The organism is uncultured Winogradskyella sp. (assembly GCF_947495255.1).
GTDB lineage: Bacteria > Bacteroidota > Bacteroidia > Flavobacteriales > Flavobacteriaceae > Winogradskyella.
This window is the reverse complement of the sequence record NZ_CANLYI010000004.1, coordinates 154144-176582: the sequence shown is the minus strand read 5'-3', so window position 1 is coordinate 176582 and position 22439 is coordinate 154144. Positions and strand designations below refer to the sequence as shown.

Below are 22439 nucleotides of genomic sequence, written 5' to 3'. Positions count from 1 at the left end.
GTAAAATATAAATTCTCTATTTAATGAGTGAATAACTCAAATTAATACTATGTTTATACTTAATAGAAATAGAAACAAACAAAGGAAAACGGTCTAAAAAGTTAATTATAAACTAGTTTTAATATTATAATTCTAACCTAAAGCACTGTAAATTTTACAGTGCTTTTTCATTAATTTAACGTTCTATAAACACCATTAAAAAATTAAAACGTAACTTTGTATTAAACTTAATAACCTCTCTTCGCCTTAATTAAGTTTTAAATTAGAATTCCTATCACTTATAGGAAATGAATATGATTACAAATTAAATGACAAAAAAGAAACACAGGAAACCTTCACATAACAAGATTTCCAACCTTACAAATACAATTCTTAGTATTTTAAAAAAAGAAAGAAACTCAACTTTTAATTACAAACAAATTGCAGCTAAACTAGGCGTTAATGATGCTAGTAGTCGCAATCAAATTATAAAGAAACTTCAACAACTTAAAGCAAAACAAGAGATTGAAGAAGTGGATCGTGGTAAATTTAAAGCTATAGTAAATACAGAATATCATACAGGTATTTTAGATTTAGCTGCTAAAGGAAACGGTTATATTATTTGCGATGATTTTGAAGAAGACGTATTTATTGCTTCAAACAATATTAATAAAGCTTTAAATGGTGATGAAGTAGAATTTTACGCTTATAAGAGACGTCATAGAGGCAAACAAGAAGGAGAAATTACCAATATTATTAAACGTGCAAAAACGGAATATGTTGGTACTATTCAAATTCATGAGAAAAAGAATTTTGCCTTTGTTGTAGCAGATAGCAACAAAATGTACACTGATATTTTTGTACCTATCAATAAAATTAATAAAGCCGAAGATGGTGATAAAGTATTGGTTTCTTTAGAAGATTGGCCAGAAAAATCAGATTCACCAAACGGTAAAGTTATTGAAGTACTTGGTAAACCAGGTGAACATGGTACTGAGATTAACTCTATTATGGCAGAATATGGATTACCAATGGAGTTTCCTAAAGAGGTAGAAGATTATGCCAACAACATTGATTTAGAAATTAAACCAGAAGAAATTGCAAAGCGTAGAGATATGCGTAAAGATTTAACCTTTACCATAGATCCAAAAGATGCTAAAGATTTTGATGATGCTTTATCTTTTAAAGTGTTAGATAATGGCTTATATGAAATAGGAATACATATTGCAGATGTATCGCATTATTTGCAACCAGGAACTGTTTTAGATGATGAAGCTTATGAGCGTGCAACCTCTATTTATTTAGTAGATAGAGTAGTGCCTATGTTGCCAGAAGTTTTATCTAATGGAGCATGTTCATTACGCCCACACGAAGAAAAATATACGTTTTCTGCAGTGTTTCAAATGAATGAAAAATGCGAAATTAAAAACGAATGGTTTGGTAGAACAGTAACCTATTCTGATGCACGTTTTGCATATGAAGAAGCGCAAGCTATCATTGAAAACAACGCAACAATTAACGAAGTTGATGTTTTAAAGCATAAGAAAAAGATTGATACTACAATTCCTGCAGAGGTCTCATTAACTGGAGAAGAATATCAAACTGATGTAGATATTGCACAAGCAACTATAAAAATGAATCAATTGGCTCGTAAAATGCGAAATGCACGTATGCGAGATGGAGCCATTTCTTTTGATAAAGTTGAAGTAAAATTCGATTTAGATGAAGAAGCAAATCCAGTAGGCGTATTCTTTAAAACAAGTAAAGATGCGAATAAAATGATTGAAGAATTTATGCTATTAGCTAACAGAAAGGTGTCAGAATTTGTTGGAAAACAAAAGAAAACCTTTGTGTATCGTGTGCATGATGAACCTAATGATGAAAAACTAGCACAACTTCAAACGGTTGTAGCACGTTTTGGACATAAATTAAATTTTAAAGATAAAGGTAGTATTGCATCATCTTTAAATAACTTACTAAAAGATGTTGTTGGTAAAAAAGAACAAAATTTAGTAGATACATTAACGATTAGAACCATGTCTAAAGCCGAGTATACAACACATAATATTGGTCATTATGGTTTAGCTTTTGAGTATTACAGTCACTTTACATCGCCTATTCGTCGTTATCCAGATGTAATGGCGCATCGTTTATTACAATTGTATTTAGATGGTGGAAAATCAGCTAACGAAGAAATTTACGAAGAACGTTGTAAACATTCTAGTAATATGGAATATTTAGCAACTAAAGCAGAGCGCGATTCTATTAAATACATGCAAATTCGTTTTATGCAAGATCATCAAGACGAAGAATTTTTGGGTGTTATTTCTGGTGTAACAGATTGGGGAATTTATATAGAAATAATTTCTAATAAATGTGAAGGTATGGTAAGTGTTAGAGATATGAAAGATGATCACTATCAGTTTGACCAGGATCAATATGCTATGGTTGGTAAAAAATCTAGTATCATGTATCAACTAGGAGATGAAGTTATTGTAAAAGTTAAAAATGCAGATTTAACCAAGAAACATCTTGATTTTTATATGGTTGGGAAACCAGAAGTTGATAGTGAGTAATAACAGTTCTCGTTTTTTATGAAGGCATATTAAAATTCATTGAAAGCGAATAGAATTGTAACTTTACGGTATATAAAATTACTAATAAGAAAATATTCAAATTATGATACTCACCACAACTAATTCTATAGAAGACCATAAAATAATAGATTATTTAGGTATAGTAACAGGTGTTGCTCTAAATAAAGAAGTTGTTTCTATGGGTTTCAGTGCTTCAAAATATTATACAAAATTACAGAATAGTATTGAAGCTGTAAAGGAAGAAGCTTTTCAAACATTACAAAATAATGCTGCAAAATTAAATGCAAATGCTGTTGTTGGTATTAAAATTGAAATAGAGTTAACAACATCTAATTATGCTATGGTTTCAGTAACAGGAACAGCAGTAAAAGTTGCCGTTTAATTATGAAGACATCTACAAAAGCAAGCATCTACGTTTTTTTAATATTCTTTGTGACTTATCTGGTAATAAGATTCGGAATTCAATTGGTTTACAGTGATATTAACAGGTATTTATTAACAGCAATTTCTGCTGTAATAACGGTGTTATTATCACCACAAAGACGTATTGTTAAAAAACGTTCTGGAGACGAAATTCAACTCAAATGGTTATTTATTAATAAAGTAATTACCTTAAAATAAATTATTAATTATGAAAAATATATGCTTAATAATCCTAATGACTATAGGTTTTACAATAAACGCTCAAGACACTATTGAGAAAACAATAGGTGAATTCTCAACCGTAAAAGTCTTTGATTTAATTCATGTAAAAATGATTGAGTCAGATGAGAATAAAGTGATTATTTCAGGAAAAAACAGAAAGGATGTTGAAGTTGTAAACAACAACGGAAAACTTAAAATACGTATGAATCTTGAAGAAAGTTACGATGGTAATGATACAGTAGTTGAGTTATATTTTACTTCAGTAGATATTATTGATGCTAACGAAGGTGCTAAAGTTACGTTAAAAGAAACTTTAAAGCAATATGAGGTTGATTTAAGGACACAAGAAGGCGCAGAAATCACTTTATCACTAGAATCTACATATGCAAATTTTAGAGCTGTTACAGGTGGAGTAATTAATATTACAGGCAGTTCTAAAAATCAAGATATTACGATTTACACTGGTGGTGTTTTTAATGGTGAAGAATTTATTACAGAAAATACAGAAGTCAGTATTAATGCAGCTGGTGAAGCTTATGTAAATGCTACTGAAACTGTAGATGTACGTATTAAAGCAGGTGGAGATGTATTTATTTATGGTAAGCCAAAAGAAATTAATGAAAACACACTTCTTGGAGGTAGAATAAAACGTATGTAAATTCGGCTTAGTTTGTTACATTTGTGTAAACAGCAAGATTATAGATGTTAGACGATATATTAACAGCGATTCCGTTTGGAATTATTTTAGCCTTTACCATTGGTCCTGTTTTTTTTGTATTATTAGAAACAGGTGCAACCAAAGGTTTTACTAGTGCTATTATTTTTGACCTTGGTGTTATTTTCGCTGATATCGTTTTTATCTTCGTTATTTTTAAGAGTACAGATTCCCTTTTAGATAAAATTAAAGATGATCCAAAATTATTAGTTTTTGGTGGTGTTTTACTTTTTATATATGGCCTTATAAGCTTTATAAAAACCTCTAAATCTTTCCGTTCTATTGTTAAAGAGCATCACAGAATAGAGTTACCAAAAAAGGATTACGGTAAACTTTTTATTAAAGGATTTTTACTCAATTTTATTAATATTGGTGTACTGTTGGGTTGGTTAGGCTTTATAGTTATTGGTACATCTATAACAACTTCTAAAAATGGCGTAATGATTTTTATTGCAACTATGTTAATCTCTTATTTTTTAACTGATTTAGTAAAAATTGCTGCTGCAAAACGATTACGAAATAAACTCACACCTCGACGTATTTTTAAGACTAAGAAAATTGTGTCTTTGGTAATTTTAATCTTCGGTATTATTCTTTTAAGTCAAGGTTTGTTTCCAGAACTTTATGAAAAGAGTATTGAGCAAATTGAGAAGGTTAATCCTATTAACTAAACTTTAATGGAAACTATATAAATGCAAAATAAGATTTTAACCTTTCCTTTACGTCTATCAATTATTATTTTAATTTTTGGTGCGTTGTTTAAAATAATGTATTGGCCTTATGCAAATATTTTAATGCTTATAGGAAGTATTTTAGTTGGATTATTATACACCTTTCGTTTTATTTTTAAAAGGAATAAAGAAAGTTTAGATTATGTAAAACTTGCTATGATTTTACTTTGGATTTTTAGTTACTTAAACAGTGCATTTCATGCTATTAATATTCCTTATATATTTGAAATAGCATTACTAATTCTCTTTATTTACTGGTTTATATTTGAAGGTATCTATTATTTTAAAAATAGAAAATACAAGAAGAATGCATTCCTTAAGGCTTTCTATTTTCTTTTAATTTCAATGACTATCTTTGCTTTGTTTTTCGGAATATTATTTAAAATTCAACATTGGCCTTATGGCGCATTATTGTTTACTACTGGAATTTTACTAATGAGCATTCTATTGATATATGATTATTTTTTAATCGATAGAAATGCTAAACAGTTAAATGAGAATTAAATATTATTTATAAACTTTCTTAAAATTTAAACAAAAAAAAGAGCTACTTAAAAAGTAACTCTTTTGGAGGTGTCGAGCGGATTCGAACCGCTGTAGATGGTGTTGCAGACCACTGCCTAGCCACTCGGCCACGACACCTTATTTTCCTAGTAAATTAGGAATCTCATTAATTTAATGAGAGCGCAAATATAAAAATTATATACGTTATAACAATTATATTTTAAGCTATGTTTTGATGTTTCAATCTATTTGTAGTAAAAAGCTGTATTACTTTTTTCGCTTTTGAGTCATTTTTATCGTAACCATTTCAACGTCACCACCAATTGGAGGGTTTATTTTACTAACACCAACTTTGGCTTTAGTGATTAATGAGTCTTCTTTAAAAACACGATCTAAAATACGCTTAGCAACTGTTTCTAAAAGTTTAGAAGGTATTGCCATTTCTTCTCTAACTACTTTGTTTAAAAATACATAATCTACAGTATCATGTAGTTCATCAGTTTTTGAAGACTTTTTTAAGTTGGCCTTAACTTCTAAATCTACTCTGTAATCGCTACCAATCGCTGTTTCTTCTTTTAAACAACCATGATTTGCAAATACTCTTATATTTTCAACTTTTATTATTCCCATAATTCAAAAGTAATATTTCTTAATGAATTTTAATCAGTTTATAGCTATATGCTTGCTGAGTTGAGTAGAAGAAATAATTAATTAGTAAACAAATCAAAAATATTACTCAATGCACTTGTTTTAGCTTTATAAAACTCAGTATAACTACATTTTTTACACGTAACAGAACTAAATTTCTTATTCTGAATGTCAAATATTTTAGACCATCTACCACCTGTGGCTCTCATTTCGCCAACTTCATAAGTTGTGTTATCGCATTTTGGACATTTATAATTCATAATTGTATAAGATTATTGATACATACTATCAGTCTAAAAAAGTAAATTAATGTTACAATTTGTTTAATTTTACCAACTGGAACAATGATGTTGAGTTTTATTGTTGTGTATAGATTTTACCAACAGCTAATTGCCAACAGCGAATACCTAAAACATGTCAGAAGAAATAAAGTCACTCAATTTTATTGAGCATATCATAGAAGAAGATTTAGCAAACGGTTTACCAAAAGATAAGCTTCGTTTTCGTTTTCCGCCAGAACCAAATGGTTATTTACATATTGGGCATACCAAAGCCATTGGTATTAGTTTTGGCTTAGGAGAGCGGTATGATGCACCTGTAAACTTAAGGTTCGATGATACCAATCCTGCTAAAGAAGAGCAAGAGTATGTTGATGCTATAAAACGCGATATTGCTTGGTTAGGTTATAAATGGGAAAATGAATTGTACTCATCAGATTATTTTCAGAAGTTATACGATTGGGCAGTTTTAATGATTAAAGACGGTAAAGCTTATGTAGATTCTCAATCTTCTGAAGTGATGGCGAAACAAAAAGGAACACCAACACAAGTAGGTACAAATAGTCCATATAGAGATCGTAGTGTTGAAGAAAATTTGGAATTATTTGAAGGTATGAAAGCCGGAAAATTTCCAGCAGGTACACATTTATTGCGTGCTAAAATTGACATGAAGGATCCAAATATGTTAATGCGAGATCCAATTATGTATCGTATTATGTATGCACATCATCATAGAACTGGTGATGATTGGTGTATTTACCCAATGTACGATTGGACGCATGGAGAAAGTGATTACTTAGAACAAATTTCGCATTCACTATGTTCATTAGAATTTAAACCTCACAGAAAGCTTTACGATTGGTTTAGAGATAATGTTTATGAATACAGTAAGGATAAATTTCCATTACCACCTAAACAACGTGAATTTGCACGTTTAAATTTGAGTTATACCATAATGAGTAAGCGTAAGTTATTACGTTTAGTTGAAGAAGGTATAGTTTCTGGCTGGGATGATCCTCGTATGCCAACGATTTCTGGTTTACGTCGTCGTGGTTATACACCAAATTCTATTCGTAAATTCATTGAAAAAGTAGGTGTTGCTAAGCGCGAAAATATTATTGATGTATCGCTTTTAGAGTTCTGTATTCGTGAGAATTTAAATAAAACAGCTAATAGAGTAATGGCTGTTTTAGATCCAGTAAAAGTAGTTATAACCAATTATCCTAAAGATAAAGAGGAATGGTTAGAAGCTGAAAATAACCAGGAAGATGATTCAGCTGGATTTAGAAAAGTACCTTTTTCAAGAGAAATTTATATCGAAAGAGACGATTTTAAGGAAGAAGCCAGAAACAAATATTTTAGGTTGAAACTTGGTGGTGAAGTTCGTTTAAAAAATGCGTACATCATTAAAGCTAATGAGGTTGTAAAAGACCAAAATGGAGATATATTAGAAATTCAGTGTACGTATGATGAAGATACGTCTAAAAAAGTAAAAGGAACGTTGCATTGGGTATCTATTAAACATGCTATTACCGCAGAGATAAGAGAATACGATCGTTTGTTTATGCACGAATCACCAGATAGTGATAAGGATAAAGACTTTATGGAATTCTTAAACCCGAATTCTTTAACAATAAAAACAGGTTATTTAGAACCAAGTTTAGCAGATGTTGAAGTAGGAGAGCAGTTTCAGTTTCAACGTTTAGGTTATTTTAATGTAGACAATGATTCTACACCTCAAAAATTAGTATTCAACAAAACGGTTGGGTTAAGAGATAGTTGGGCAAAACAAAAGCCTAAACCTCAAAATAATGAAAACCAGAATAAACCAAAACCGCAACAACAAAAACGTTCTGCGATTAGTGTTATTCAGCAATTTGGTAAAAAATACACCAATTTGCCAGAGGAAAAACAACAAAAAGTTAAATCTGAAATACAAGCGTTAGCTAAAGATGTTGCTTATGATGATTTAGAGCCATTATTTTGCACTGCAGTGAAAAAATCAGGTACTCGCATCGCAGTTTTAATTGCGTTAAAAGTGTTGCTTAAAAATGGCTTAGAAGAAAATGAAGCAATTAATGATTTCATTGAAAAAGCAAAAGAAGATAAAAACGAGATTTTAGTAGCTGAAGCTTCAGAAATTTAGTTAAAAATTTGACATACTGAATTTGAGTATATCTTTAAGTCATAAACCTCTAACGTTAGCGTTTAGAGGTTTTTTTGTACTTTTAATTCAAACTAACTAATAAAACAAAAGACATTATGGAATTACCTATCAATCTAATTGCGATACCAATTGCAGCTGTTGCGGCCTTATTTATTGGAGCTTTATGGTACAATCCTAAATTTGGATTTGGGATTACTTGGATGCGCGAATCTGGAATGACCGAAGAACGTATGAAAAGTGGAAACATTGCTATTATTTTTGGTTTAGCCTTAATTTTTGCGGCAATGTTGAGTTTCTTGTTAATGCAATTTACAAACCATCAATGGGGAGCTTTAAGCATGGTAGGAGCAGAACCAGAGTTAGCAGAACCATCGTTTAAAGCGTTTATGGCAGATTACGGAAATACTTTTAGAACTTATAAACATGGTGCATTACATGGTGCTATGTTTGGCGTACTTGGTGCACTTCCAATTATTGGGACTATTGCACTATTTGAGCGTAAAAGCGTAAAGTATATTTTTGTAAATGTTGGGTATTGGATTGTAACTTTAACTGTAATGGGAAGTATTCTATGTGGTTTAAAATAAACTTAAAATAAAAAAAGCCCTCTAAAATGCTAGAGGGCTTTTTTTATAGTATAATACTTAATTAAATCTTTTCAACCTGTACATCATCTTCAGGAATCTCAAGAGCAGTTTCAAAATTTGGTAATATTTTATTAGCCAAAACTTTATTATTCAATTGCTTTGCTTCTACAAACCACCAGTATTTATCAACATCATTATATATTCCAATGTAATGAATTTTAGTCTTTACTCGTTGTCCAGACATGGTCATTTGTGTGTAGCCTTCAACTATACAGCGCGATTGACCTTGCTCTTTAGTTAGTTCAGATACCTTAATAACTTCCGCTTTTTCAAATACTAAACCTTGTGCTTTTGCACCTTCCATAGTAGATTTTAAAACCTGTAAAGCAGCATCTTTTCCACCCATCATGTCTAATACAGCAGGTAAAGTGTGTTTTATTACAGTATCAAAATCCATGTCTATATTGGCTTTTGTTGTTGCTGTAGCATCTTTTATAGCACTTTCTTTAGTTTGGGAAAATGCAATTGTACTGCTCACTAATAATACTAATAATAGAATATTCTTTAATTTATTCATCGTTTTTCTTTTTGTTCTTAGAGGCCTTCATTGCTTCACCAATTTGATTACTAGCTGTAAAACTTGCCACCATATCGTTAAGCATTGTACTTCCTGCTTGTGGTGAATTAGGTAACAATATTAAATTACTATTTGTTTCACTTCCAATGGATTGTAACGTATCATAATGTTGTGTAACAACGATAAGTGCAGATGCTTCTTGTGAGTTAATACCAACTCTATTTAAAACATCTACAGACTCTTCTAAACCACGTGCTATTTCACGTCTTTGATCTGCAATACCTTGTCCTTGTAAACGTTTACTTTCTGCCTCAGCTTTTGCTTTCTCTACAATTAAAATTCTTGCAGCATCACCTTCAAATTGAGCAGCTGTTTTTTCTCTATCAGCAGCATTAATTCTGTTCATAGCAGCTTTTACTTGTGCATCTGGATCAATATCAGTTACTAAGGTTTTAATGATATCGTAACCATACTCCATCATGGCATCATTTAATTCTGTTTTTACTGCTATAGCAACATCATCTTTACGCACAAATACATCATCTAATTTCATTTTAGGAACTTCAGCACGCACAACATCAAATACATAAGATGTAATCTGATCATGTGGATAATCTAGTTTGTAAAATGCGTCATAAACTTTTTCTCTAATCACTTTATATTGAACAGAAACTTTAAGACGAACAAATACATCATCTAATGTTTTAGTTTCTATAATAACATCTAATTGTTGAATTTTTAAACTCAGTTTTCCGGCTACTTTATCTACTAAAGGAATTTTAAGGTGTAAACCAGATTGTCTAATACTATGAAATTTACCAAAGCGTTCTATAATGGCTGCGGTTTGTTGTTTCACCACAAAAAAGGATGAAATTAAAATGATTATTCCAAAAAATATAATTGGAACTAGAATAAATTGACCCATAACACGTTTTTTAAGGTTAAATAATACGAGACTCTAAAAGTAAGTAATATTAATTATTTTACTTAGGTTTGTCTCTATCAGCTTTTAATTATTAGCATGAAAAACACAAAATCTATTCTATTAGTCGTCATTTGTATCCTTTTTGTTACAATAAGTTACGCACAACGCAAAAATTATAAAATCAAAAATGGTATTGGTTTACAAGGAGGCGTTACACAATTTGATATTCTGACAGATAATTTTGAAACTAAAGCTAATACTGGTTTTATTGGCGGAATGTCTGCTTCAGTAGACCTTCCTCATAGATGGTATAATGTTAGTTATACTATGCAATTATCTCAGAACCATGTAGATATTAATGCATCTAAAATTGGACTTTTAACTAATGAGTTTGTAGAATACAAAATGTTTACTGCTGACATTTCTTTCTTGTTTCACATAAAATTAATTAGTAATAACCTAACATTAGATGTGGGTCCTATTCTACAATATAATAGCGAATTAGAACTTAAGGACGAAAGTAAAGAAGGCTATATTATTATAGGTTATAATAGTTTATTGACTGAAGATATCAGAAAAATATCAAACTTTAATGCCAATGGTGCTGTAGGTTTAACTTTAGGTGTAAGACGTTTGTTTATTAGAGCGCAATATATTTATGGCTTTACAAATATGCTAGGTAAATTAAATAACCAAGATTTAAATATTGGAACTAGTGATAAGTTTAAAGGGAATCAATCTTTAATGGCTTTAACTTTAAATATTACATTGTAGTAATAAATTCCTATTTACTCATTAAGTTTTCAATGGCTTTATCTAATTTTTCTACTTCCGTTTTGGTAGCAGAAATAGAATCCCATTTTATAGTCTCACCATTTTTAGTATAACCAACGTAATTGCGCCAACCTTCAGAACGTAGTTCGCGTCTTTTGCTAACTAAACTATAAAGCGAATCTATTTTTAAAAACTCTATTTCAGCAATAGGATGTTCAATAGAAATTTCAGGATATAAATCTTTTAAAATTTTTTGAGCCATATATAAATGTCCAATTTTATTAGGATGAACACCATCTGGAATAAAAGTAGAATCTGCTTTAATCGTTTTCATTTCAGCCAAAATAGGACCAAGGTGATGGTGTAAATCTATAACTTGAAGCGCATCAGTTTCTATACTCAACAACCAATCAGCATACGCTTCTAATACATCATTATACTTATAATATGGGTGCCAATATTCATGTTTTTCACCATCTTTTGACACGCGTTCTTCAATAGGATTTGGGTCAAAAATAGTTGGTGTCATCAAAATTAATTGAGCATTGATGCCTTCAACCTTAGTTTTTAATTCTGAAATGCCAGTTTTATATTCTTGAAATCTAAGGCTATCTAGTGGATGATAATTTCCATCATTCATCCCATAACACGCAATAACTAAATCTGGTTTAATTTCAGTTAAAGCCTTATCTAATCGTGTTCTAACATTTGGTCTAGGATACTCACGTTGGTCTTCTGAGGTCCCAGAAATAGTTTCACTAGATAAGCCTATACTGATAATATCTAATTGATTATCAGTATATTGCTTACGTAGATAATATTCTATAAAGTCTACATAATGACCATGTTGCGTAATACTATTACCTAAAATTAATACACGTTTATTGTGTAAAGGCAATTCTTTAGTCACTAAATCTATTTCTGATTTTTTTTCACTTTTACATGAAGTAACTAGCGTTAAAACAAAGATTAAAATGAAAAAATTGGACTTCATATATATAATTTTCAGACCTGTCAGGTTTTTAAAACCTGACAGGTCTTAGTTGGTACACTAAACTTGCTTGATTAAAGCTTCAATTCGACTAACCGTTTCTGTTTTACCAATCATATACATAATATCAAAAACATCTGGTCCTTGTAATGCTCCAACTAAAGCGAGCCTTAAAGGCATCATAACTTTACCAAAACCAATTTCGTTATCAGTAATCCAACCTTTAATGTTGGTTTGAAGATTTTCAACCGTAAAGTCATCAGTAGCATTAACAAGTTCAATAACCTTTGTCATTACATCAGCTGTTCCTTCTTTTAGAGCTTTTTTAGACGCTTTTTCATCATAAGCTGTTGGCGCTGTAAAAAAGAAGTGACTCAAATCCCAAAAATCATTAACAAACGTTGCACGTTCTTTAATTAACCCAACAACTAAAGCGATGTAATTAACATCAATGTCTGATAATTCTGGTCTTATAGCTTTAAACTGCTCAGCTAAATCTAAATCTAATTGCTGTTGCATGTAATGATGATTAAACCATTTGGTTTTATCTGGGTCAAAACGTGCGCCAGCTTTATTTACTCTTGCTAAATCAAAATCAGCAACTAATTGCTCTAAACTGAAAATCTCTTGTTCCGTTCCAGGATTCCATCCTAAAAAGGCTAAGAAATTTACAACCGCTTCTGGGAAATAGCTATCTTCTTTATAACCTCTAGAAACCGTTCCGTCTGGTGCTGTATATTCTAAAGGAAATACAGGAAAGCCCATTTTATCTCCATCACGCTTGCTTAGTTTTCCTTTTCCTGTTGGTTTTAAAATCAATGGCAAATGTGCAAATTCTGGTGCTTCCCAACCAAATGCATCATATAATAATTTATGCAATGCTAAAGATGGTAACCATTCTTCACCACGGATAACATGTGTAATTTCCATTAAATGGTCATCGACAATATTCGCTAGGTGATAGGTTGGCATGCCATCACTTTTAAATAACACTTTATCGTCTAAAACATTGGTATCAATTTTTATGTTTCCACGAATAATATCTGTAAGATGTAACGTTTCATCTTGAGGCGATTTAAAACGAATTACAAAATCCTCACCAGCATCAATTTTAGCTTTCGTTTCGTCTTCAGTTAAAACTAAAGAGTTAACTAAACGTCCTCTTTCACGGTTATGCCAGTTGTAAATAAAAGTTTTACCTTTTTCTTCATGTCCTTTACGCTCAGCATCTAATTGTTCTGCAGTATCAAAAGCATAATAAGCATTTCCGCTTGCTATTAATTCATCTGCATATTGTTTATACAAATCCTTACGCTCACTTTGTCTGTAAGGACCGAATTTTTCGTTTTTATTTGGGCCTTCATCAAAAGAAATGCCACACCAATTTAATGATTCAACGATGTAATCTTCAGCACCTTCAACATAACGATTTTGGTCTGTATCCTCAATTCTGAGGACAAAATCACCACCATGTTTTTTGGCAAATAAATAGTTGAATAAAGCGGTTCTTACACCACCAATATGTAATGGTCCTGTTGGACTTGGTGCAAAACGCACACGTACTTTTTTAGACATAATTGTATATTAAAGCGCAAAGATAGTTTGATAGATTTTTAGAACAAAGAAAATAAGCAGTTGTTAAGTTTTACCGTATTTAAGCGTTAATTCTTCTATATTAACAGAATCTTATTAGTTTTCAACTATTTTCGATTAAAATAAATTTGTAGTTTAGTCAGTTAAAGGTAATATAGAGTGTAGTTTAGCATTTTTTATTTTACAATTGAATCCATGAAGAAGCTTTTAGTAATACTATTAATAATTACTGTTTTTATCTCATGTAAAAATGAAGTGAAAGAGGTAAAAGAGGAAACAGAAAACTTAGTAGAAGAAAAGTTTATAGAGATAAAACGCGATAATTATGAATTACATCAACCAACAAAAAATATAAAAGCAAGCTTAGTGCTTTTTGGAGGTTTTCCTGAAACGGCTAAAGATGTAAAGCGAGAATTTAAAATACTTGAAAACGCTAAAAATAATGACGTTGCCGTTTTGTATATGAACTATAATAGAAAATTATGGCTCGGAAAAAGTGAATTAGAAGAACTAACTAAGGAACTTCAATTTATTTTTAATGAGCATAAATTGCCTGAAGATAATATTTTTATAGGTGGATTTTCTAGTGGTGGAAATATGGCACTTTTAATAAGTGATTACATGACTAATGGAAATTCTAATTTAGTTCCAGAAGGTGTTTTTATTGTTGATTCGCCTATTGATTTAGTAGCTTTGTATAAGACTTCAGAAAAAAACATAAAGCGTAATTTGTCTAATTCTACAATGGAAGAAAGCACATGGATACTGCAAACATTAAGAAAAGAATTTGGTAATCCTCATAAAAACATTTCTAACTATGAAGCGTTTGCTGTGTTTACGTCAGAGACGAATAATTTTGATAATATAGAAAACTTAAAAAACACAAGAATTAGACTTTATACAGAACCAGATACGCTTTGGTGGAAAGAAAGAACAATGGCTAAATATGATGAAATGAATGCATATTATATAAAAAGCCTATCTGAATCTTTGAAGGATTTTGGGTTTAAAGACGTGCAGTATATTGCAACAGAAAATAAAGGTTACCGTTCTAATGGAGAGCGTCATCCGCACAGTTGGTCTATTGTTGATAAAGATAATTTGATAAACTGGAGTTAAAAGAAGAATTATAATTGGCTAAATGAGCAATTTCGAAACTATAAAACAAAAGCTAGAGCAATTCATTAAAAGGTATTATACCAATGAACTACTAAAAGGTGCTATCTTATTTTTCGCCATTGGTTTGTTATATCTTATAATTACATTATTAGTAGAATATGTGTTATGGCTTAATCCAACAGCTAGAACGATATTATTTTGGACGTTTATCGCAGTAGAATTAGCACTCTTCGTTAAATTCATAGCCATTCCGTTGTCACATTTATTCAAACTAAGACAAGGTATCAATTTTGAAACGGCTTCAAAACTTATAGGAAATCATTTTCCAGAAGTGAACGATAAACTATTAAACGTACTTCAACTTAATCAAAGCCCTCAACAATCCGATTTACTATTAGCAAGTATAGAGCAGAAGTCTCAAGAGTTACAACCCATTCCTTTTAAATCAGCCGTTAATTTTAAATCAAATACCAAATATTTAAAATATGCAGCTATTCCTATTGCTATTTTATTGTTGTCGTTTGTTACCGGAAAAATAAATTGGTTTAGTGATAGTTACGAACGTGTTGTTAATTACAAAACGGCATACGAGCCACCAGCACCTTTTCAGTTTTTTGTATTGAATGAATCGCTTCAAGCTATAGAAAATAAAGATTTTAGGTTACAAGTTTCAACTGCAGGAAATGTAATTCCTGAGAACGCACAAATTAAATTTAACGGTCAATCGTACTTTTTGCAACAAATTGCAGCTGGCGAATTTCAGTACACATTCAGTTTACCCAAAGAAGCGGTTGAGTTTACCTTATCAGCAAATGATGTCACATCAAAACCGTATAAATTAACTGTGGTGAACACACCAAATTTGGTGAATTTTGAAATGGTATTAGATTACCCATCACACACCAAAAAACAAGATGAAGTTTTAAAAAGTACAGGTTCTGCTGTTATTCCTGAAGGGACTAAAATCACCTGGAAAGCAAAGACAAAATCCACCACAGGTGTTCATATTTATGCTCAAGATACCTTAAGTTTTAAGTCTAAAGACAACGGTAATTTTGAAGGGTCAAAACAACTTTATAAAAATTACAATTACAGTATTACAACAAGTAATGGTGATTTAAAAGATTACGAGAATTTGGCGTACAATATTAATGTAGTAAAGGATATTTATCCAGAGTTGAATATCAAGGTTCAAATAGATTCAATAGACCAACAAAGTTTGTATTTCTATGGTCAAGCAAGTGATGATTATGGTTTAACAAAGCTACAATTGGTGTATTATCCTAGTGAAGATGAATCAAAAAAAGTAGTAGAGCCTATTAATATTTCAAAGTCTAATTTTAGTGAGTTTGTTAGTGCGTTTCCTAATCAGTTCAACCTAGAAGATGGTGTAAGTTACCAACTGTATTTTGAGGTTTTTGATAACGATGCATTACATAATTATAAGCGTACAAAAAGTTCAACATTTAGTTACCGAAAATTGACTAAAGATGAAGAAGAGCAGAAGCAGCTTAACGAGCAAAATGAAACTATAAAAGATATTAGTAAAACGTTCGATAAACTTCAAGAGCAAGATAAAAAACTCGAAGAATTATCTAAAACCCAAAAGGAAAAAGAAAGTCTAAATTTTAATGACAAGAAGAAATTTGAAGAGTTCTTAAAACGTCAGAAAAATCAGGAACAGTTGATGAAAAATTTCAACAAAAAACTACAAGATAATTTAGAAGAATTTCAAAAAGACGAAAAGAAAGACGACCAATTTAAAGAAGATTTAAAGGAACGTTTAAAAGAGAATGAAGAACAATTAAAGAAAGACGAAGAATTACTCAAAGAGCTTGAAGAATTAAAGGATAAAATCAACAAGGAAGAGTTCACACAAAAGCTTGAAGAATTAGCCAAACAAAACAAGAATAAGAAACGTAGCATGAAGCAACTTTTAGAGTTGACGAAACGTTTTTATGTGATGAAGAAGGCTGAGAAAGTTTCAAGTGAATTAGAAAAACTGTCAGAAGAACAAGACGAGTTATCCAAAAAGGAAAAAGAAAACACCAAAGAAGCTCAAGAAAAATTGAATGAGGATTTTGATAAACTTCAAAAAGATTTAGAAGATTTAAAACGCGAAGACAGGCAACTTCAAAAACCTATGAAGATTGCTAGAGATGAATTTTTAGAAGATGAGATAAAATTCGACCAAAAGGAAGCCAAAGAAGCCTTAGAACAGAAAGAAGATAGTGAATCTAAAGAAGATGCTGAAAAAGCTAAGGAACAGCAAGAGAAGGCTAAAAAGAAGCAAAAGCAAGCTGCTCAGAAAATGAAGGAAATCAGTGATATGCTTAAGAAAGCTGCGGCTGGAGGAGGAGGAGGAGGAGACCAAGCGGCAGAAGATATTGATGCGTTACGTCAAATATTAGAAAATTCGTTACTGTATTCTTTCGACCAAGAGGCTCTTATGGAAACTTTTGAAAGTATAGGAATCAATAATAATAACTACGGAAAGTATATTATTGAACAAAGTAATTTAAGAGAACATTTTGAACATATAGATGATAGTTTGTTTGCGTTATCCTTAAGACAACCTAAGATTTCTGAAAAAGTGAATTCGCAAATTACAGAGGTTTATTTTAACATCGATAAAGCCCTAGAACAGCTCTCAGAAAATCGTTTGTACCAAGGCGTTGGTGCACAACAATACGCAGTAACTTCTACTAATGAATTAGCGAGTTTTTTAAGTGATGTTTTAGATAACATGGAAATGGATATGAATCCGTCTCAAGGTGAAGGCGAAGGAGAATCTCAATTGGAAGATATTATTATGAGTCAAGAAGAACTCAATAAAAAGATGGAAGAAGGCGTAAAGAAAGGTGAAGAGGGTAAAGAAGGAGAAAAGGGTGAAGAAGGCGATAAGGGTAAGGAAGGTGAAGGACAGAAACCTGGTAAAGATGGAAAAGAAGGTGAAGGTGAAAAACCAGGGGATAAGGGTAAAGCTGGAAAAGAAGGAAATGACGGTAAAAGCGGTGATAACGGTAAGAGTGGAGAAGGACAAGGAAAAGGTGGAAAAGGTGGAAAGTCTGGTAAGAATGGTGAACAGAAAGATGAGGGCAATGAAGGTGGACAGAAAGAAGGTGATGGTCAAGGTAAAAATGGAGAAGGTAAGGGCAAGAATGGAAAAGATGGTAAAAATGGTGGTGCTGGCAATGGCGAAGGTGAAGGCGAAAAAAATGACGGTTATGGTGAAGGTGGAAGTGAGGAGCAGAATGGAGAATTATTTAAGATTTATCAGAAACAACAATTATTGCGTCAAGCACTAGAAGACAGACTTGGTAAGGAAGGAAGAATTGAATCTGCCGGACAACTAATAAAGCAAATGGAAGAGATTGAACTCGATTTGTTGAATACAGGATTTACAAACCAAACGCTTCAAAAAATGATGGATGTACAACATAAATTATTAAAGATGGAGAACGCGACTTTTATGCAAGGTCAAGACACCAAGCGTAAATCTGAAACTAATAAAGAAGAATTTAATCAAAATAATCCAAGTCAGATTCCTACGGCAAAACAATATTTTAATACAACTGAAATTTTAAATCGTCAAGCATTACCTTTGCAAAATCATTTAAAGAAAAAAATTCAAGAGTATTTTAAGAAAACCAATGATTAGTTTTAACTACGAAACCGATTTTAATTTAGACGAAGAACAAGGTTTTTCAGACTGGATTAGCAATACCATTTTAGAAGAACATTGTAAAGAAGGAGAGATAAATTACATTTTTTGTTCAGACGATTATTTACACAAATTGAATGTTGATTTCTTAAATCACGATACACTAACGGACATTATTAGCTTCGATTATTCAGTAGGAAAAGAACTACATGGTGATATTTATATTTCAGTGGATAGAGTGAAGGAAAATGCTTCAGATTTTAAAGTATCTTTTAATGATGAAATGGCGCGAGTAATCATTCATGGTGTGTTGCATTATTGTGGTTACAAAGATAAATCGGAAGACGATGAAAAGATGATGAGGTCTAAAGAGGATTATTACTTAGCAAAGCGAAATCTATAGTCACGATTTCAGCGTATATTTGCAAATCCAAAATTTTAATAATTTAATTGTTCCACGTGGAACAAAATAAAAATTCAATATGTTTAACGAGGAATATGATGTTATAGTTGTTGGTGCAGGTCACGCAGGAAGTGAAGCTGCTGCGGCTGCTGCAAATATGGGAAGCAAAACATTATTGATTACCATGAATCTTCAAAACATCGCTCAGATGTCTTGTAATCCTGCAATGGGAGGAATAGCAAAAGGGCAAATTGTAAGAGAGATTGATGCGCTTGGAGGTTATAGCGGAATCGTTTCAGATACATCTGCGATACAATTTAAGATGCTTAATAAATCTAAAGGACCTGCAATGTGGAGTCCTAGAGTGCAATCTGATAGAATGCGTTTTGCGGAAGATTGGAGAATGCTTTTAGAAGGAACCGAAAATCTTGACTTCTATCAAGAGATGGTATCTGGTCTTATTGTTAAAAATCACAAAGTGGTTGGTGTAAAAACATCACTCGGAGTTGAGGTGAGAGCAAAGTCAGTTGTACTTACTAACGGAACTTTTTTAAATGGATTAATTCATATTGGCGATAAGAATTTTGGAGGAGGAAGAGCAGGTGAAAGAGCGGCAACCGGAATTACAGAACAACTTGTAAATTTAGGTTTCGAATCTGGAAGAATGAAAACAGGAACACCACCAAGAGTTGATGGTCGTTCTTTAGATTTTTCAAAAATGGTTGAACAGCCAGGAGATGAGAATCCTGAAAAATTTTCATATTTGGATATTACAAAACCACTAACACATCAGCGTTCTTGTCATTTGACTTATACGAGTGAAGCGGTCCATGATTTATTGCGTGAAGGTTTTGACCGTTCGCCAATGTTTAATGGTCGAATTAAAAGTGTTGGCCCTCGTTATTGTCCTTCAATTGAAGATAAGATTAATCGGTTTGCTGATAAGGATAGACATCAATTATTTGTAGAACCAGAAGGGTGGAATACGTGCGAATATTATATAAATGGATTCTCTACGTCATTACCAGAAGATGTTCAATTTAAAGCCTTACGTTCTGTTGTAGGTTTTGAAAACGTAAAATTCTTTAGACCAGGTTATGCAATTGAATACGATTATTTTCCACCAACACAATTAAAGCACACATTAGAAACTAAGTTAGTTGAAGGCTTATATTTCGCTGGTCAGATAAATGGAACAACGGGTTACGAAGAAGCAGCTTCTCAAGGTTTGATGGCTGGTATTAATGCGAGTTTAAAAGTGCAAGAAAAGGAAGCGTTTACATTACAGCGTGATGAAGCTTATATTGGTGTTTTAATAGATGACTTAATTACAAAAGGTACTGAAGAGCCTTATAGAATGTTTACATCTCGTGCCGAATATAGAACGCTTTTAAGACAAGATAACGCAGACTTTAGGTTAACACCAAAAGGTTATGGTTTAGGTTTAGCATCGGAAAAACGATTAAGACGTATGGAAGAAAAGCAATCTAAATCTGAAGCCTTTGTGCAGTTTTTTAAAGATACAAGTATAACACCAGATGAAGCTAATCCTGTTTTAGAATCTAAGAATTCTGCAACTGTTAAGCAGCAAGATAAAATGTTTAAGTTATATGCTCGACCAAATATTACAATAGATGATGTACGTAAATTTGAAGCTGTAGAAAACTATATTCAGGCTAATGATTTAGATAATGAAGTAATAGAGCAAACTGAAATTCAAGTAAAATATGCTGGTTATATTGAGAAGGAAAAAAACAATGCCGATAAATTAAATCGATTAGAAGGTTTAAAGATTCCTGCTGATTTTGATTATTCAAAATTGAAATCCATGAGTATAGAGGCTAGGCAAAAATTAGATAAAATTAAACCAGTAACCATTTCTCAAGCATCTCGAATTAGTGGAGTTTCACCTAATGATATTTCTGTTTTATTGGTTTATTTAGGAAGATAAAATAATGTTCCACGTGAAACAATCATTTGAATAAAACTAAAGACATACTGATTTTTGTTTTCGCAATTATTGTTTTGTCAACGATTGGATTTACTTTTTATATGCTAAGTGATGTCCAAGAAAAATATAATGAACAGACTTTTGTACAAAATCCTACCATTTCTGAAACACGGTATTTGTATGGATTGTTTAATGATTCTTTAAAACTAAGAACTGAATATCGACTAAGTAAAACAATTACAGATTCAGTAATTATGTATAATTATATTAGCGAAACAGACTTGTCAAGAAGTTTAAAGATTGGCTATAATTTGAATTCTAAAATTTTGAGTTTTGATATTGGCTCTCAATATGAAGTAGATAAATTAAAAGTATTGTCCGATTCAGAAGGAAATTCATTTGATTGTTATAAGATGAAGAATCCAATAGTTGATGGAATAGAACCCACCCTATTTAATGAAAATTATGGGGTTTTGGCGCTTACAGGTGCACTTAATCCTTCCGCATTTTTCATTTCAAAAAAGGATAATGTTTCATTTGTTAGACAAATTGAAGAAATATTATATCATTGATATTGTAAATTATTTAAAATGTAAATAGAATTCGTGCCAAACAATAAACAAACATACCTAACCCTAAAAGACCATTCAGTTTCTGGCGACCAGTTCCAATTATTATACAATAAGGAACTTGATATGTTAGAAACTTTTCCTCAACCAAAGGGAGAAAAGTTATCTGAATATTATAAAAGTGAAGACTATATTTCGCATACAGATACGAAGCGAAATCTATTAGAATTTGCATACCACAAGGTGAGGGAAATTTCTCTAAAGCGAAAATTGAAATTAATTAATTCTTTTGAGTCAGAAACTAAATCACTTTTAGATATTGGATGCGGAACAGGTGATTTTTTACAAACGGCTTTAAATGATAATTGGAAGGTTACAGGGATTGAACCAAACGAAAGCGCGCGTAAAATAGCAAATTCAAAAACTAGTAATTCGGTTTTTGAAACTGAAAAATTAAAGAAGCTTAAACCTAATAGTTTTGATGTTATTACACTTTGGCATGTTTTAGAACATTTACCAGATTTAGAAATGCATACTACCTTATTTAAATCACTTTTAAAACCAAATGGTACTTTGGTAATTGCTGTTCCCAATTATAAAAGTTATGATGCAGACTATTATAAAAATTTTTGGGCTGCTTTTGATGTGCCAAGACATCTTTGGCATTTTTCTAAAACTTCAATTTCAGAAATATTTAAAACTAAGAATATGACATTGGTAAAAACCTTACCAATGAAATTTGACGCTTATTATGTCTGTTTACTTTCAGAAAAATATAAATCTGGATTTATGAATCCCATCAAAGCATTTTGGATAGGATGGCAATCTAATCGCAAAGCAAATCGTTCTGAGGAGTATTCTTCGCATATTTATGTCTTAAAGAACGCTGAATCGTAATATAAGCAACACTGTTTTTGTATCTTAATTGTAAATACGGAATAACAAGTCGAAATTTTAAAACGTGCTTAAATCGCTTTATATGGCTTTGTTTTTGATAGATTTTAAAAATATGACACATAAAA

21 protein-coding genes and 1 tRNA gene are annotated in these 22439 nt (G+C 31.5%); 15 read left to right on the top strand and 7 right to left on the bottom strand.

Annotated elements, in window-relative coordinates; all coding sequences use genetic code 11:
* Nucleotides 1–308 precede the first annotated feature (308 nt).
* The 6 genes from rnr (at nucleotide 309) to Q0807_RS07660 (ending at nucleotide 5171) form a co-directional block, all read left to right on the top strand.
* The gene (gene rnr / locus Q0807_RS07685; RefSeq protein ID WP_299108252.1) at nucleotides 309–2555 is read left to right on the top strand and encodes a ribonuclease R; all 2247 of its coding nucleotides are present in this window, start codon (nucleotides 309–311) and stop codon (nucleotides 2553–2555) included.
* Between the two features lie 103 nt (nucleotides 2556–2658).
* On the top strand, nucleotides 2659–2958 hold the full coding sequence (locus Q0807_RS07680; protein ID WP_299108250.1) for a heavy metal-binding domain-containing protein: 300 nt from the start codon (nucleotides 2659–2661) through the stop codon (nucleotides 2956–2958).
* A gap of 2 nt (nucleotides 2959–2960) precedes the next feature.
* A complete protein-coding gene (locus Q0807_RS07675; RefSeq protein ID WP_299108248.1) occupies nucleotides 2961–3197 on the top strand; it encodes a hypothetical protein in 237 nt (78 codons plus the stop codon).
* A gap of 10 nt (nucleotides 3198–3207) precedes the next feature.
* Nucleotides 3208–3879 (top strand): head GIN domain-containing protein, encoded by a 672-nt coding sequence (locus tag Q0807_RS07670; protein WP_299108246.1) that lies wholly within the window; start codon nucleotides 3208–3210, stop codon nucleotides 3877–3879.
* Nucleotides 3880–3923: 44 nt separating this feature from the next.
* Nucleotides 3924–4607, top strand: coding sequence for a LysE family translocator (locus Q0807_RS07665; RefSeq protein WP_299108244.1), 684 nt, complete (start codon nucleotides 3924–3926; stop codon nucleotides 4605–4607).
* Between the two features lie 21 nt (nucleotides 4608–4628).
* The gene (locus Q0807_RS07660) at nucleotides 4629–5171 is read left to right on the top strand and encodes a hypothetical protein (RefSeq protein ID WP_299108242.1); all 543 of its coding nucleotides are present in this window, start codon (nucleotides 4629–4631) and stop codon (nucleotides 5169–5171) included.
* Nucleotides 5172–5235: 64 nt separating this feature from the next.
* Here the strand turns inward: Q0807_RS07660 and Q0807_RS07655 are convergent.
* From Q0807_RS07655 to Q0807_RS07645, 3 genes are all read right to left on the bottom strand, one after another.
* A tRNA-Cys gene (locus tag Q0807_RS07655) sits at nucleotides 5236–5309 on the bottom strand.
* Nucleotides 5310–5438: 129 nt separating this feature from the next.
* A complete protein-coding gene (gene folB / locus Q0807_RS07650; RefSeq protein WP_299108240.1) occupies nucleotides 5439–5801 on the bottom strand; it encodes a dihydroneopterin aldolase in 363 nt (120 codons plus the stop codon).
* Between the two features lie 77 nt (nucleotides 5802–5878).
* A complete protein-coding gene (locus Q0807_RS07645; protein ID WP_299108238.1) occupies nucleotides 5879–6079 on the bottom strand; it encodes a zinc ribbon domain-containing protein in 201 nt (66 codons plus the stop codon).
* Nucleotides 6080–6233: 154 nt separating this feature from the next.
* On the opposite strand from Q0807_RS07645, the gene Q0807_RS07640 reads away from it, so the two are divergent.
* On the top strand, nucleotides 6234–8243 hold the full coding sequence (locus tag Q0807_RS07640) for a glutamine--tRNA ligase/YqeY domain fusion protein (protein WP_299108236.1): 2010 nt from the start codon (nucleotides 6234–6236) through the stop codon (nucleotides 8241–8243).
* 116 nt (nucleotides 8244–8359) lie between these two features.
* Nucleotides 8360–8851 carry a DUF1761 domain-containing protein gene (locus Q0807_RS07635; protein ID WP_299108234.1) on the top strand — a complete coding sequence of 164 codons (492 nt, stop codon included), beginning with the start codon at nucleotides 8360–8362 and terminating at the stop codon, nucleotides 8849–8851.
* Between the two features lie 61 nt (nucleotides 8852–8912).
* On the opposite strand, the gene Q0807_RS07630 is transcribed toward Q0807_RS07635, so the two are convergent.
* Both Q0807_RS07630 and Q0807_RS07625 read right to left on the bottom strand, forming a co-directional pair.
* A complete protein-coding gene (locus Q0807_RS07630; RefSeq protein ID WP_299108232.1) occupies nucleotides 8913–9428 on the bottom strand; it encodes a hypothetical protein in 516 nt (171 codons plus the stop codon).
* Nucleotides 9421–10353 (bottom strand): SPFH domain-containing protein, encoded by a 933-nt coding sequence (locus Q0807_RS07625; protein WP_299108230.1) that lies wholly within the window; start codon nucleotides 10351–10353, stop codon nucleotides 9421–9423. The genes Q0807_RS07630 and Q0807_RS07625 overlap by 8 nt, the downstream gene beginning before the upstream one ends.
* A 96-nt stretch (nucleotides 10354–10449) precedes the next feature.
* Between Q0807_RS07625 and Q0807_RS07620 the strand changes: the two genes are divergently transcribed.
* Nucleotides 10450–11127 carry a hypothetical protein gene (locus tag Q0807_RS07620; RefSeq protein WP_299108229.1) on the top strand — a complete coding sequence of 226 codons (678 nt, stop codon included), beginning with the start codon at nucleotides 10450–10452 and terminating at the stop codon, nucleotides 11125–11127.
* Between the two features lie 10 nt (nucleotides 11128–11137).
* On the opposite strand, the gene Q0807_RS07615 is transcribed toward Q0807_RS07620, so the two are convergent.
* Nucleotides 11138–12121: an SGNH/GDSL hydrolase family protein gene (locus Q0807_RS07615; RefSeq protein WP_299108227.1), complete on the bottom strand. Its 984-nt coding sequence runs from the start codon at nucleotides 12119–12121 to the stop codon at nucleotides 11138–11140.
* Nucleotides 12122–12178: 57 nt separating this feature from the next.
* The gene (gltX, locus tag Q0807_RS07610) at nucleotides 12179–13693 is read right to left on the bottom strand and encodes a glutamate--tRNA ligase (RefSeq protein ID WP_299108225.1); all 1515 of its coding nucleotides are present in this window, start codon (nucleotides 13691–13693) and stop codon (nucleotides 12179–12181) included.
* Nucleotides 13694–13906: 213 nt separating this feature from the next.
* Between gltX and Q0807_RS07605 the strand changes: the two genes are divergently transcribed.
* The 6 genes from Q0807_RS07605 to Q0807_RS07580 all read left to right on the top strand — a co-directional run bounded on the left by Q0807_RS07605 (nucleotide 13907) and on the right by Q0807_RS07580 (nucleotide 22314).
* A complete protein-coding gene (locus Q0807_RS07605; protein ID WP_299108223.1) occupies nucleotides 13907–14830 on the top strand; it encodes a hypothetical protein in 924 nt (307 codons plus the stop codon).
* A 22-nt stretch (nucleotides 14831–14852) separates the two neighbouring features.
* Nucleotides 14853–18491, top strand: a complete 3639-nt coding sequence (locus Q0807_RS07600; RefSeq protein WP_299108220.1) for a DUF4175 family protein — start codon at nucleotides 14853–14855, stop codon at nucleotides 18489–18491.
* Nucleotides 18484–18897, top strand: coding sequence for an rRNA maturation RNase YbeY (ybeY, locus tag Q0807_RS07595; RefSeq protein ID WP_299108218.1), 414 nt, complete (start codon nucleotides 18484–18486; stop codon nucleotides 18895–18897). Before Q0807_RS07600 ends, ybeY begins: the two co-directional genes overlap by 8 nt.
* A gap of 79 nt (nucleotides 18898–18976) precedes the next feature.
* On the top strand, nucleotides 18977–20848 hold the full coding sequence (gene mnmG / locus Q0807_RS07590) for a tRNA uridine-5-carboxymethylaminomethyl(34) synthesis enzyme MnmG (protein WP_299108216.1): 1872 nt from the start codon (nucleotides 18977–18979) through the stop codon (nucleotides 20846–20848).
* A 101-nt stretch (nucleotides 20849–20949) separates the two neighbouring features.
* On the top strand, nucleotides 20950–21420 hold the full coding sequence (locus Q0807_RS07585) for a hypothetical protein (RefSeq protein ID WP_299108214.1): 471 nt from the start codon (nucleotides 20950–20952) through the stop codon (nucleotides 21418–21420).
* A gap of 33 nt (nucleotides 21421–21453) precedes the next feature.
* Complete coding sequence (locus Q0807_RS07580; RefSeq protein ID WP_299108212.1) at nucleotides 21454–22314, top strand: class I SAM-dependent methyltransferase; 861 nt, start codon at nucleotides 21454–21456, stop codon at nucleotides 22312–22314.
* Nucleotides 22315–22439 lie beyond the last annotated feature (125 nt).

Coding starts and splice junctions, on each gene's coding strand:
- Q0807_RS07585 (WP_299108214.1), top strand. CDS start 20,950: ATGCTAAGTGATGTCCAAGAAAAATATAATGAACAGACTTTTGTACAA.
- Q0807_RS07665 (WP_299108244.1), top strand. CDS start 3,924: ATGTTAGACGATATATTAACAGCGATTCCGTTTGGAATTATTTTAGCC.
- Q0807_RS07675 (WP_299108248.1), top strand. CDS start 2,961: ATGAAGACATCTACAAAAGCAAGCATCTACGTTTTTTTAATATTCTTT.
- Q0807_RS07615 (WP_299108227.1), bottom strand. CDS start 12,121: ATGAAGTCCAATTTTTTCATTTTAATCTTTGTTTTAACGCTAGTTACT.
- Q0807_RS07670 (WP_299108246.1), top strand. CDS start 3,208: ATGAAAAATATATGCTTAATAATCCTAATGACTATAGGTTTTACAATA.
- folB (WP_299108240.1), bottom strand. CDS start 5,801: ATGGGAATAATAAAAGTTGAAAATATAAGAGTATTTGCAAATCATGGT.
- ybeY (WP_299108218.1), top strand. CDS start 18,484: ATGATTAGTTTTAACTACGAAACCGATTTTAATTTAGACGAAGAACAA.
- Q0807_RS07680 (WP_299108250.1), top strand. CDS start 2,659: ATGATACTCACCACAACTAATTCTATAGAAGACCATAAAATAATAGAT.
- Q0807_RS07600 (WP_299108220.1), top strand. CDS start 14,853: ATGAGCAATTTCGAAACTATAAAACAAAAGCTAGAGCAATTCATTAAA.
- Q0807_RS07620 (WP_299108229.1), top strand. CDS start 10,450: ATGAAAAACACAAAATCTATTCTATTAGTCGTCATTTGTATCCTTTTT.
- Q0807_RS07645 (WP_299108238.1), bottom strand. CDS start 6,079: ATGAATTATAAATGTCCAAAATGCGATAACACAACTTATGAAGTTGGC.
- Q0807_RS07635 (WP_299108234.1), top strand. CDS start 8,360: ATGGAATTACCTATCAATCTAATTGCGATACCAATTGCAGCTGTTGCG.
- Q0807_RS07640 (WP_299108236.1), top strand. CDS start 6,234: ATGTCAGAAGAAATAAAGTCACTCAATTTTATTGAGCATATCATAGAA.
- gltX (WP_299108225.1), bottom strand. CDS start 13,693: ATGTCTAAAAAAGTACGTGTGCGTTTTGCACCAAGTCCAACAGGACCA.
- Q0807_RS07630 (WP_299108232.1), bottom strand. CDS start 9,428: ATGAATAAATTAAAGAATATTCTATTATTAGTATTATTAGTGAGCAGT.
- Q0807_RS07605 (WP_299108223.1), top strand. CDS start 13,907: ATGAAGAAGCTTTTAGTAATACTATTAATAATTACTGTTTTTATCTCA.
- Q0807_RS07625 (WP_299108230.1), bottom strand. CDS start 10,353: ATGGGTCAATTTATTCTAGTTCCAATTATATTTTTTGGAATAATCATT.
- rnr (WP_299108252.1), top strand. CDS start 309: ATGACAAAAAAGAAACACAGGAAACCTTCACATAACAAGATTTCCAAC.
- mnmG (WP_299108216.1), top strand. CDS start 18,977: ATGTTTAACGAGGAATATGATGTTATAGTTGTTGGTGCAGGTCACGCA.
- Q0807_RS07660 (WP_299108242.1), top strand. CDS start 4,629: ATGCAAAATAAGATTTTAACCTTTCCTTTACGTCTATCAATTATTATT.